General features: G+C 66.2%; 8 protein-coding genes. 6 read left to right on the top strand and 2 right to left on the bottom strand.

Translation table 11 applies throughout. The annotated features are described in order from the left end of the window. Positions 1-37: 37 nt before the first annotated feature. The 4 genes from EGJ22_RS11520 to EGJ22_RS11535 all read left to right on the top strand — a co-directional run bounded on the left by EGJ22_RS11520 (position 38) and on the right by EGJ22_RS11535 (position 6,424). The gene (locus EGJ22_RS11520; protein WP_029886992.1) at positions 38-1,486 is read left to right on the top strand and encodes an aldehyde dehydrogenase; all 1,449 of its coding nucleotides are present in this window, start codon (positions 38-40) and stop codon (positions 1,484-1,486) included. A 74-nt stretch (positions 1,487-1,560) separates the two neighbouring features. Then, positions 1,561-3,444, top strand: a complete 1,884-nt coding sequence (locus EGJ22_RS11525) for a feruloyl-CoA synthase (RefSeq protein ID WP_033744729.1) — start codon at positions 1,561-1,563, stop codon at positions 3,442-3,444. Continuing rightward, complete coding sequence (locus EGJ22_RS11530; RefSeq protein ID WP_029886994.1) at positions 3,441-4,679, top strand: thiolase family protein; 1,239 nt, start codon at positions 3,441-3,443, stop codon at positions 4,677-4,679. Before EGJ22_RS11525 ends, EGJ22_RS11530 begins: the two co-directional genes overlap by 4 nt. Before the next feature lie 14 nt (positions 4,680-4,693). Then, positions 4,694-6,424, top strand: a complete 1,731-nt coding sequence (locus EGJ22_RS11535) for an acyl-CoA dehydrogenase family protein (protein ID WP_029886995.1) — start codon at positions 4,694-4,696, stop codon at positions 6,422-6,424. On the opposite strand, the gene EGJ22_RS11540 is transcribed toward EGJ22_RS11535, so the two are convergent. Both EGJ22_RS11540 and EGJ22_RS11545 read right to left on the bottom strand, forming a co-directional pair. Further along, positions 6,408-7,430: a formylglycine-generating enzyme family protein gene (locus tag EGJ22_RS11540; RefSeq protein ID WP_029886996.1), complete on the bottom strand. Its 1,023-nt coding sequence runs from the start codon at positions 7,428-7,430 to the stop codon at positions 6,408-6,410. The genes EGJ22_RS11535 and EGJ22_RS11540 overlap by 17 nt on opposite strands. Further along, complete coding sequence (locus EGJ22_RS11545) at positions 7,427-9,109, bottom strand: arylsulfatase (protein ID WP_029886997.1); 1,683 nt, start codon at positions 9,107-9,109, stop codon at positions 7,427-7,429. Before EGJ22_RS11545 ends, EGJ22_RS11540 begins: the two co-directional genes overlap by 4 nt. A gap of 249 nt (positions 9,110-9,358) precedes the next feature. On the opposite strand from EGJ22_RS11545, the gene EGJ22_RS11550 reads away from it, so the two are divergent. Next, positions 9,359-10,750 carry an alginate export family protein gene (locus tag EGJ22_RS11550; protein ID WP_029886998.1) on the top strand — a complete coding sequence of 464 codons (1,392 nt, stop codon included), beginning with the start codon at positions 9,359-9,361 and terminating at the stop codon, positions 10,748-10,750. Between the two features lie 30 nt (positions 10,751-10,780). Continuing rightward, complete coding sequence (mhpT, locus tag EGJ22_RS11555) at positions 10,781-12,013, top strand: 3-(3-hydroxy-phenyl)propionate transporter MhpT (protein ID WP_009685839.1); 1,233 nt, start codon at positions 10,781-10,783, stop codon at positions 12,011-12,013. Positions 12,014-12,165 lie beyond the last annotated feature (152 nt).

Consider the following 12,165-nt stretch of genomic DNA (forward strand, 5'->3'; position numbering starts at 1 on the left):
GCGAATAGTGCCCATGAATACAACAAGAGGAATGAGCATGTTGCAGGTGCCTTTGCTGATTGGCGGGCGGTCGTGCCCCGCCAGCGATGGACGAACCTTCGAGCGACGCAACCCGGTCAGTGGTGAAGTGGTATCGCAGGTGGCCGCGGCTTCGCTGGCCGATGCCGATGCTGCCGTGGCAGCCGCCAGCGCGGCATTCCCGGCGTGGGCAGCACTGGCGCCCAGTGAGCGACGTGGCCGCCTTCTGGCCGGCGCAGACCTGCTGCAGGCACGCGCCGGCGAGTTCATCGCTGCGGCCGGTGAAACCGGGGCGATGGCCAACTGGTACGGCTTCAATGTGAAGCTGGCGGCCAACATGCTGCGTGAAGCCGCCGCCATGACCACGCAGGTCACCGGCGAGGTGATCCCTTCCGATGTGCCTGGCAGTTTCGCCATGGCCTTGCGCGCACCGTGCGGGGTGGTGCTGGGTATCGCGCCCTGGAATGCCCCGGTCATTCTGGCCACGCGCGCCATCGCCATGCCCCTGGCGTGCGGCAATACCGTCGTGCTGAAGGCGTCGGAGCAGAGCCCGGCCGTGCACCGGTTGATTGGCCAGGTGCTTCAGGATGCGGGGCTGGGCGATGGCGTGGTCAATGTCATCAGCAACGCCCCGCAGGATGCGCCAGCGGTGGTCGAACGCCTGATTGCCAACCCCGCTGTGCGGCGGGTGAATTTTACCGGCTCCACCCAGGTGGGGCGCATCGTCGGCGAGTTGGCCGCACGCCACCTGAAACCGGCCTTGCTGGAGTTGGGCGGCAAGGCGCCGTTGCTGGTGCTGCACGACGCCGACCTGGACGCCGCGGTCGAAGCGGCGGCCTTTGGCGCCTACTTCAACCAGGGCCAGATCTGCATGTCCACCGAGCGCTTGCTGGCCGATAGCCGCATCGCCGATACCTTTGTCGACAAGTTGGCAGTCAAGGTCAGCGGGCTTCGTGCCGGCGACCCCCAGGCCAGCGACTCGGTGCTCGGCTCGCTGGTCAGCAGTGCGGCGGGCGAACGCATCAAGGCGCTGATCGACGATGCCGTGGCCAAGGGCGCTCGCCTGGTCTGCGGCGGCCAGCTGGACGGCAGCATCCTGCAGCCGACCCTGCTCGACCATGTCGACAGCAGTATGCGCCTGTACCGCGAAGAGTCGTTCGGGCCGGTAGCTGTAGTGCTGCGCGCCGAAGGTGACGAGGCCTTGCTGCAACTGGCCAACGATTCGGAGTTTGGCCTGTCGTCAGCCATTTTCAGCCGGGACACCAGCCGGGCGCTGGCCCTGGCCCAGCGCGTGGAATCGGGTATCTGCCACATCAACGGGCCGACCGTGCACGATGAAGCGCAAATGCCCTTCGGCGGGGTGAAGGCCAGCGGCTATGGCAGCTTCGGCAGCCGCACGGCCATCGACCAGTTCACCCAGTTGCGCTGGGTCACCCTGCAACAGGGCCCCCGGCATTACCCCATCTGAGCAACACGCAACGGGCCGCCCCGGGCAATGCCCGGCGGCGGCAGCCTGTACAACAAGAACAAGGAGCAACCTGCGTGAATACCCAACCCCGCCTGCGGTCATGCGACCCTGGCCAACCGCCGCGCTACCGGCAGGTGTCCATTGGGCACCCACAAGTGCAGGTCAGTGAAACCGACGGTGTGCTGCGCATGCTGGCGCTGGAGCCGTTGGCGCCTTTGCCGGCGCGCCTGCTCGACCGCCTGCTGCACTGGGCGCGCGTTCGCCCGCACACCACCTTCATCGCCGCGCGCGAGCCCAGCGGTGGCTGGCGTGAAGTCAGCTATGCGCAGATGCTCGAACAGGTACGTACCATCGCTGCCCACTTGCTGGGGTTCGGCCTTGGCGCCGAACGGCCGCTGGTACTGTTTTCCGGCAATGACATCGAGCACCTGCAGCTTGCCCTGGGGGCCATGTATGCCGGCATTCCATACTGCCCGGTGTCGCCTGCCTACGCACTGCTGTCGCAGGACTTCGCCAAGCTGCGCCACGTTTGCGAGGTGCTGACCCCTGGCCTGGTGTTCGCCACCGACAGCCAGCCGTTCCAGCGTGCCTTCGATGCCGTGCTGGATGAATCGGTGCCGGTGGTGAGCGTGCATGGCCAGCCGCCACGCCGCCGCCATTTCAGTTTCGCCAGCCTGCTGCAGCCCTGTGACCTGGCGCCGGCAGACGCTGCGTTCGCCGCCACCGGGCCCGATACTATTGCCAAGTTCCTGTTCACCTCGGGTTCCACCAAGCTGCCCAAGGCGGTGATCACCACCCAGCGCATGCTCTGCGCCAACCAGCAGATGCTGCTGCAGACCTTCCCGGTGTTTGCCGAAGAGCCGCCGGTGCTGGTCGACTGGCTGCCCTGGAACCACACCTTCGGCGGCAGCCACAACCTGGGGATCGTCCTGTACAACGGCGGCAGTTTCTATCTGGACGCCGGCAAGCCGACCCCGCAAGGCTTCGCGGAAACCTTGCGCAACCTGCGCGAGATTTCGCCCACGGCCTACCTCACCGTACCCAGGGGTTGGGAAGAGCTGGCCAAGGCGCTGGAGCAGGACCCCCAGCTGCGCGAGGTGTTCTTCGCCCGCATGAAGCTGTTCTTCTTTGCCGCAGCGGGTCTTTCGCAAAGCGTTTGGGACCGCCTGGACCGTATCGCCGAGCAGCACTGCGGCGAGCGTATCCGCATGATGGCGGGCCTGGGCATGACCGAGGCGGCGCCGTCCTGCACCTTTACCACCGGGCCGCTGTCGATGGCCGGCTACGTCGGCTTGCCGGCACCGGGTTGTGAGGTGAAGCTGGTGCCCCAGGCCGACAAGCTCGAAGCGCGGTTTCGCGGCCCGCATATCATGCCGGGCTACTGGCGCTCGCCGCAGCAGACCGCCGAGGTGTTCGACGAGGAGGGCTTCTACTGCTCGGGCGATGCCCTGAAACTCGCCGATCCGCAACAGCCGGAGCAGGGCCTGATGTTCGACGGCCGCATCGCCGAGGACTTCAAGCTGTCGTCGGGTGTATTCGTCAGTGTCGGGCCACTGCGCAACCGTGCGGTGCTGGAAGGCTCGCCCTATGTGCAGGACGTCGTGGTCGCGGCGCCCGATCGCGAGTGCCTGGGCATGCTGGTGTTCCCGCGGCTACCCGAGTGCCGGCAATTGGCGGGGCTTGGGGCAGAGGCCAGCGACGCCCAGGTGCTGGGCAGCGACGCGGTGCGCCAGTGGTTTGCCAACTGGCTGACGCACCTGAACCGGGACGCCCAAGGCAACGCCAGCCGCATCGAATGGTTGGCCTTGCTTGAAGAGCCACCCTCGATCGACGCGGGCGAAATCACCGACAAGGGCTCGATCAACCAACGTGCGGTGTTGCAGCGGCGCGCTGCCCTGGTCGAGGCGCTGTATCGGCGCGAAGCCCCGGGCCAGTTGCACGCACAGGCGCGGCCATGAGCGGCGGGCTGTGCACCGTGTTCGACGACGTTGCCATCGTCGATATGGTGCGCACCCCTTGGGTTGACCTTGGGGGTTCGCTGGCAACCGTTTCACCCATCGACCTGGCCATCAAGGCCGGGCGGGCGGTGCTGGCGCGTGCCGGTAGCGATCCGCAGGCCGTGGGCAGCGTGCTGGCCGGCAGCATGGCCCAGGCCAGCTTCGATGCCTATTTCCTGCCAAGGCATGTCGGCCTTTACTGTGGCGTGCCGCTGGCAGTGCCGGCCTTGGCGGTACAGCGCATCTGTGGCACGGGGCTCGAGCTGTTGCGCCAGGCTGCCGAGCAACTGCGCAGCGGGGCGCCGCAGGTGTTGTGCGTTGGTGCCGAATCCATGTCACGCAACCCGATCGCGGCCTATGAACACCGGGGCGGCTTCCGCCTGGGGGCGCCGGTCGGGTTCAAGGACTTTCTCTGGGAGGCGTTGTACGACCCGGCGGCCGATGTGGACATGATCGGCACCGCAGACAACCTGGCCCGTGAGCATGGCCTGGCGCGGGAAACCGTGGATGCCTGGGCCTTGCGCAGCCATCAGCGCGCGTTACAGGCCCAGCAGGCCGGTTGGTTCGCTGAGGAAATCGTCAGCATCAGCAGCGAAAGCTTCTTCGCCGACGGCTACCAGCCACGCGGTATCGAACTGCCACGCGGGCTCGCCGAAGTCAGCCGCGACAGCCACCCACGGCCCACCGATGCTGCAGCGCTGGCGCGGCTGCGTACCGTGCACCCTGGTGGGGTACAAACCGCAGGCAACAGTTGCGCGGTCGCCGATGGGGCGGCGGCGGCAGTGGTGGCGCCCTACGCCAGTTGCACGCGACCGCCCCTGGCGAAACTGTTGATGGCCACGGCGGTGGGCGTATCGCCGCACACCATGGGTATCGGGCCGGTGCCGGCCATCGAGCTGCTACTGCGCCGCAGCGGCCTGCGCGCAGACCAGATAGACCGCTTCGAAATCAACGAAGCGCAAGCCGCGCAGGTGGTGGCGGTGGCCCAGGCGCTACAGCTCGATGTGGCAAAGCTCAACGTTCACGGTGGCGCCATTGCCCTCGGGCACCCGCTGGCCGCCACCGGGTTGCGGCTGGTGCACACACTCGCTCGGCAACTGCAGCAGGGCAACCTGCGCTATGGGGTGGCTGCTGCGTGCATTGGCGGCGGCCAAGGCATGGCGCTGCTCATCGAAAACCCCCGTTTCACTGCCTGAACAAGAGGTGTTCCATGGCCTGGAAGGCCCCCCTGCTGGACATGCAATTCGTGCTGCAACATTGGCTCCAGGCTGACAAGGCCTGGCAGGCAATGCCGCCTCATGCCGACCTGGACCTGGAACTGGCGTGGCAGGTGCTGGAACAAGCCGCCCGCTTCACTGAGCAGGTGCTGGTGCCGCTGAACGCCACAGGTGATCGCCAGGGTTGCCGTATGGAGGCAGGGCAGGTGCGGACCCCGCACGGTTTCCCGGCGGCCTACCAGGCTTATGTCGAGGCAGGGTGGCCGGCATTGGCCTGTACCCCGCAGTTCGGCGGCCAAGGGTTGCCGCTGGTGCTCGACGCTGCGCTGCAGGAAATGCTCTTCGCCAGCAACCATGCCTGGGCCATGTACACCGGTATCGCCCATGGCGCGTATCAATGCCTGCAGGCGCATGCCAGCGAACAACTGCAGGCACGCTACCTGCCCGGTATCGTCAGTGGCGAGATCCTGCCCACCATGTGCCTGACCGAGCCCCAGGCCGGCAGCGACCTGGGCCTGTTGCGCTGCCGCGCCGAGCCGTTGGGCGACGGCCGTCATGCCATCACGGGCAACAAGCTGTTCATCTCCGGCGGCGACCACGACCTGACCCGCCAGATCGTGCATCTGGTGCTGGCGCGGCTGCCGGGCGCGCCGGCCGGCAGCCGCGGTTTGTCGCTGCTGCTGGTCCCCAAATGGCTGGAAGACGGTCAGCGTAATGCGGTGCAGTGCGAAGGCCTGGAGCACAAGTTGGGTATCCGCGGTAGCGCCACCTGTGCATTGCGCTTCGAAGCGGCCAGTGGCTGGTTGGTGGGGCAGGCGCACGGCGGCCTGGCGGCGATGTTCGTGATGATGAATTCGGCCCGGCTGCACGTTGGCTTGCAAGGGCTGGCGCACGCCGAAGCCGCCTGGCAATGTGCCCGGGAATACGCCATGGCGCGTAGGCAGATGAATGCGCCCGGGCAGCCCAAGGGCCAAGCCGACCCCATTCACTTGCACCCCGCCATGCGCCGGGTACTGCTTGAGCTGCGGGTGCGCAGCGAAGGTATGCGCGCACTGGGCTACTGGGCGGCGCACTGGCTGGATGTGGCCGCAGCGGCCACTGACCCCGGGCAACGGGCCAAGGCGGCGACGCTGGCGGCGCTGCTGACACCGGTCATCAAGGCTGCCTTCACCGAGCAAGGTTTCACCCTGGCCAGCAAGGCCCTGCAGGTGTTCGGCGGTTATGGCTACACCTGCGAGTTCAGTATCGAGCAAACGCTGCGCGACAGCCGCATCGCCATGATCTACGAAGGCACCAACGAGGTGCAGGCCAACGACCTGCTGCTGCGCAAGGTGCTGGGTGACGGCGGGGCGGGCATGGCACTGCTGCTGGGCGAACTGCGTAAAGAAGCCGGCACCGGCATGGCGGCTGCGGTTCTGCAGAGGGTATGTGCGGTGCTGCAGGGGCTGCTTGCCGAGGTTATGGCCAAGGCGGCCGCTGACCCTGAGTACCCGTACCGCGCGGCCGGCGACTTCCTGCAACTGTGTGCCACGGCGTTGCAGGCGTTTGCCTGGGCGCGCACCGAGCGTTGCCTGCAGGCCCTGCCGGTGGGCGCCCCACTGCGCCTGCATAAGCAGGAAAGCATCGGCTTTTTCTGCAACTACCTGATGCTCGATTTCGACCGCCAGGTAGCGGCCGTGGCGGCGGCCGCTGCCCCGTTGCCTAGCATTACCGCACCGTTCTGAAACCCACGTGTGAAGTGGCCATGAACACCGGCTGAGGTTGCCGCGCCGAAGGCCGGTAGCGCAGGCAGCGGTCTGCCGAACACAGGTGCGAACCGCCCTTGATCACTGCCACTTTCACGCCGGGGTCGGCGGGGTCGTGGCTGTCGTCCAGGCTTGGCCCGGGCGGGTCCAGGCCAGCGTCGCGCTGCGGCGCATGGCCAGGGCTGTAACCCGTGCGGGTCAACTCCCAGACATTGCCCCCGGCATCGAACAGGCCAAAGCCGTTGGCCGGGAAACAGCCCACCGGCGAAGTGCCGGTGAAACCGTCGGTGGCGGCGTTGTGGTATGGAAACTGGCCCTGCCAGGTATTGGCCATGGCTTTGCCCTTGGGCAGTTCGGTCATGCCCCAGCTGAAGTCGGCATCCTGCAGGCCGCCGCGCATTGCATATTCCAGCTGGGCCTCGCTGGGCAGCCTGCGCCCAGCCCAGCGCGCGTAGGCCTGCGCATCCTCCAGTGCCACTTGCACCACCGGGTGGTTATCCAGCCCTTGCAAGTCGCTGCCCGGGCCTTGCGGGTGGCGCCAGCTTGCCCCGGGCACGAACTGCCAACCCGGGCGCAGCACATCCGGCCCTTGCTTGAACACCATTGCCCCCGGCACGCGCAGGTGCTGGGGCAGGCTGGGGTCGTTGGCCTTGTCGATCCCCCGCTCGGCATGGGTGAGGTAGCCGGTCGCCGCGACAAAGCGCGCGAACTGGGCATTGGTGACCGGGTGCACATCGATCCAGAACGCCGACACTTGCGCCAGGTGGGCGGGGCCCTCCTCGTCGTAGTAGCGGTCCGAGCCGAAACTGAACTTGCCGCCGGGCAGCTGCACCATGCCGTCCCGCCAGGGGCCTTCACGGGGGGTGGGTACACCACCATAGCCATCACACAGCAGCGCCGGGGCCGCCGCTTGCGGCCAGGCGCTGTAGCCAATGGCGAGCAAACCGGCGGCGAGCAGTGCGCAGCCGGCTGCACGCCCGATCATTGCTTGCTGGCCACCGCCGGGCTCGCCACTCTGGCAGGGCTGGCGGGGCGGCCTTCGGCATCGATCACGATATTGCTGCGCTGGGCGTAGGCCTTCCAGTCGCGCAGCATCTGTGCCACTTGCTCGGGGTGCGCAGCGGCGATGTCGTGGTGCTCACCTGGGTCTTTGCGCAGGTCGTACAGGTGCCACGCCGGTTTGCCGTCGGTGGCATCCCACAGCAGCTTCATCGGGCCCTTGCGCAGCGAAGCACTGCCGTTGATTTCCCAGCCCAGGGCTTCGTCACCGGCATGGATGAGCGTGTCGTCGCCTTGCAGGTAGTTCAGTGCCGAACTGCCCTGCGGCGGCACGATATCGCGGTCGCGGTACTTGATGCCGGGCATCGGCGCACCGGCCAGTTGCAACAGGGTGGGCATGATGTCGCGCACGCTGGCCAGCGCTTCGCCGCGCCCCGCTTTGATCGTGGCCGGGTAGTAGACAAAGGCCGGCACGCGGATGCCGCCCTGGTAGGTGGTCATCTTGTAGCGGCGGCTGGGCAAGGCGCTGACCTGGGCCCAGGCCGAGCCGATCATCAGGAACGAGTCGCGTCGGCCGTAGTTGTCCAGGCGGTTGTCGAAGTGCTGGCTGATCCACGTCGGGTCCACCCGTGAAGCGTTCTCCGGGCCATTGTCGGACATGAACAGGATCAGCGTATTTTCCAGTTCGCCCCGCTGGCGCAGGTGCGCTACCAACCTGCCCACCTCGGCATCCAGGGCGCTGACCATGGCGGCGTAGACCTCCATGGTGCGCGCCGATTGGCGTTGCTGCTCGGCGCTGAGCGATGCCCAGCTCGGCACGCCTTCCAGTTGTGCGTCCAGCGGGAAGTCGGCCGGTACCAGGCCGGCCTTGCGCTGGCGCTCCAGGCGCTGTTTGGCGATGGCCTCGTAGCCCTCGTCATAGCGGCCGCGGTATTGCGCCAGGTACTGGTCCGGTGCCTGCAGCGGCCAATGCGGCGCGGTATAGGCGGCGAAGGCGAAGAACGGTTTGTTGCCAGGGTTGGGCTGGTCAATCGCGTCAATGAGGCGGTCGGTGAACCAGGTGCTGGAGTAGAAGTCGGTGGGCAGCGCGATGGGTTCACCGTTGTGCAGGAAGGTTGCGCTGTAGTTCGGCTGCAAATCCATGTTGGCTTGCTTGAAGTGCGCGGCGCCGCCTTCGAGCAGCACGTAGGCCTGGTCGAACCCGCGGTTCTGCGGCTGTTGCGCAGGTTGCATGCCCAAATGCCATTTGCCGGAAATGAAGGTCCGGTAGCCGGCATCGTGCAGCAGCTCGGCGAGGGTGGCGACATTGCCTGCCAGCACACCCTCGTAGCCGGGGCGCACTTCAGTGCCAGGCGGCAGGCGCTTGCGTGCCTCGGCCATCATGCCCAACCCGGCCAGGTGTGGGTCGTTGCCGGACATCAGCATCGCCCGGGTCGGGGAGCAACTGGGAGCGGCATGAAAGTCCAGCATCAGGCGGCCGTCGGCCAGCAGGCTGTCCAGGTTGGGGGTCTGAATTTCGCTGCCCAGTGCTGACAGGTCAGAGAACCCGAGGTCGTCTGCCACGATGAGCAGAATGTTTGGTTGTTTAACGATAGGGGCGGCCATGGCTTGGCTGGTGCCGAGCATCAGCAGGCCGAGCGCAGCAAGGGATTTTAGGCAGTTCATTGGGGTGCTCTTGTTGTTTTGGTAGGTAGAGGGCGGTGCTTACCCGCAGGTTAGACACCACGCAGCGTCGATATTAGCGGCCGGGGCCGGGTTTGCGCAGGCGGTTGGCGCATAAGCGTTCGATCAGCGAACGCTTATGCGCGCAGGCACCTTGTCGGGGCGATTTAACCATTGACGGCAATATGGTTAACAAAAATAATAGTTAACAGAGTTATCCAAATTTATAAAAACAAGTAAAGGAAACTTCTGATGACCAAGCCGTTGAACCGGGCATGGGTGCCCGTTGTGCTGCTTTCGCTATGCCAGTACACGTATGCTGCGAACCCGCTGGAAGAGAGCCGGCCAGGCCGGCCCGGCGCGCCGCGCTGGGTCGAGGACTACCGCTTCCTCGATGACCCCGCCAAGGCCAGCGACCCGTTCGATGGGCTGCGCTACCACCGGTTGTCCGAGTCCGCCTGGCTGCAGCTCGGCGCGGAGGCCCGCTACCGTGCCGATGCCTTGGACCAACCCTTCTTCGGTTTGCGGGGCCTGAAAGACGACTCCTACCTGCTGCAACGCTTGCAGGCGCATGCGGACCTGCACCTGTTCGATGACAGGCTGCGCACGTTCTTGCAGGTGGAAAACACCCGCGCCTTCGGCAAGGACCTTTATTCGCCCAACGACGAAGGCCGCAACGAAATCCGTCAGGCGTTCATCGACTTCAATCATGACTTTGCCGCAGGCCGGTACACCACCCGCGTCGGTCGTCAGGAAATGGCCTACGGCGATCAGGTCTTCGTCACCTACCGAGACGCGCCGAACCTGCGCCTGAGCTTCGATGGCGTGCGCGCCAGCCTCAACCTTAAGCGCGGCTACAAGCTCGATGCCTTCGCCGTCAGGCCACTGAAAACCGGTGAGGACAGCTGGGATGACGGCAGCAACAACGCGGTGAAGTTCTATGGGCTGTACGGCACGTTGCCGCTGACCCCCAGCTGGAGCATGGACCTGTTCGGCTTTGGCCTGCAGACCGACGCGCGCAGCCTGGCTGGCGAGGTCGGCGACGAGCAGCGCTACACCTTCGGCACTCGCCTGTTCGGCCGCTATCAAGCGCTTGACTGGAGCTGGAACCTGGCTGGCCAGCGGGGCCACCTGGGCGGCGCATCGATCCGCGCCTGGGCGCTGTCGAGTGACAGTGGCTATACCTTCGCCCACCCCTGGCAACCGCGCCTGGGACTGCGCGTCGATGCTGCCAGCGGCGATGGCGAGCCTGGCGATGGCAAGGTCGGTACCTTCGACCCGCTGTTCCCGCGCAACGGCGTGTATGGCGAAGCCAGCCTGACCACCTTGAGCAACTTGATCGTGGTCGGGCCCACGTTCGGTTTTTCGCCGTCGCGCACGGTGCGTTTCGAGCCGGCCGTGCTGGCGGTGTGGAAGCAACGCGAAGAGGACGGGGTGTACATGCCGGGCATGAGCATGCTGGCCAACACCCGAGGAACCGGGCGCCATGTCGGCACCATCTATCGGGCCAACGCCCGTTGGCTGGCCACACCCAATCTCACGCTGGACCTGGACCTCAAGTACTACGACGTTGGCGCTGGCATCAAGGAGGCCGGCGGCGAAGATTCTTCGATCGTTTCCTTGCGTGCCACATTCAGGCTTTGATTTCACGACCCATAACAACAGGGGCCACACATGAGTCATTCATCCAAAGCTGCAAGCAAGCCGGTGCTCACCATCGGCCTGTGTTTTCTGGTGGCGTTGCTTGAGGGCCTGGACCTTCAGGCCACCGGCGTCGCTGCACCGCACATGGCCAAGGAATTCGCGCTGACCTCGGCGATGCTCGGCTGGGTATTCAGCGCAGGGTTGCTTGGGCTGTTGCCGGGCGCGTTCATTGGCGGCTGGCTGGCCGACAGGCTGGGCCGAAAAGCGGTGTTGATCGTCGCGGTATTGCTGTTTGGTGGTTTTTCGCTTGGCACTGCGCATGCCGACAGCTACAGCACGCTGTTGATCGCACGGCTGGTGACAGGGTTGGGGCTTGGTGCAGCGCTGCCGATCCTGATCGCCCTGGCCAGCGAGGCGGCGCCGGAGCACCTGCGCAGTACGGCGGTGAGTGTGACCTACTGCGGCGTGCCGCTGGGTGGGGCGATCGCTTCGGTGATCGGCATGGCCGGGTTGGGTGAAGACTGGCGAGTGGTGTTCTACGTGGGCGGTATTGCGCCGATCATGATTGCCCTGGTGCTGATGCTGTGGCTGAAAGAGTCCCAGGCGTTTCGCGCCCGGCCTGCAGCCAGCGCGGGTGATGCGGGGTTGCTGACCCAGCTGTTCGGGCCGGGGCAGGTCAGCCGCACGCTGCTGCTCTGGCTGGCGTGCTTCTTCACCCTGACTGTGCTGTACATGCTCCTGAACTGGTTGCCGTCGTTGTTGATGGGCCAGGGTTACAGCCGGCCGCAGGCGGGTGCGGTGCAGATCCTGTTCAACCTTGGCGGCGCAGCAGGCTCGTTCCTGACCGGGCGCATGATGGACCGCGGGCATGCCGGGCGTGCGGTGTTCATCGCCTACGCCGGGATGCTGGCCTCGCTGGCTGGGCTGGGGCTGTCGAGCAGTTTTGCGCTGATGCTGGTGGCGGGCTTTACCGCCGGTTATTGCGCCATTGGCGGGCAACTGGTGCTGTATGCCTTGGCACCCACGCTGTACCCCACCCACGTGCGCGCCACAGGCGTTGGTGCGTCTGTGGCCGTGGGCCGGCTGGGCTCGATGGCCGGGCCATTGGCTGCCGGGCAAATCCTGGCGGCGGGGGCGGGGGTAGGGGGCTTGCTGCTGGCGGCCTCACCCGGCCTGGTGGTGGCCGCGTTGGCAGCGCGCGCGTTGCTGGGGCAGCGTAAACGCGCAGTTCTGCCTGCTGCGGCGCAGAACGCCGCGCCGTAGGCCTGCCTGTAGTGCAGGGGCCGCTTTGTGGCCCATCGCAGGCAAGCCACACACAGGGGGCGCATCAGGGCTGATAGGTGTTTGTCACAAGATATGCAGCGCCTGTGAGATCGAGCGCCGCCCGCGCGGCGCATCGCGAGCTGCGCTCGCTC

This window comes from Pseudomonas sp. p99-361 (assembly GCF_003935475.1).
Lineage (GTDB): Bacteria > Pseudomonadota > Gammaproteobacteria > Pseudomonadales > Pseudomonadaceae > Aquipseudomonas > Aquipseudomonas juntendi.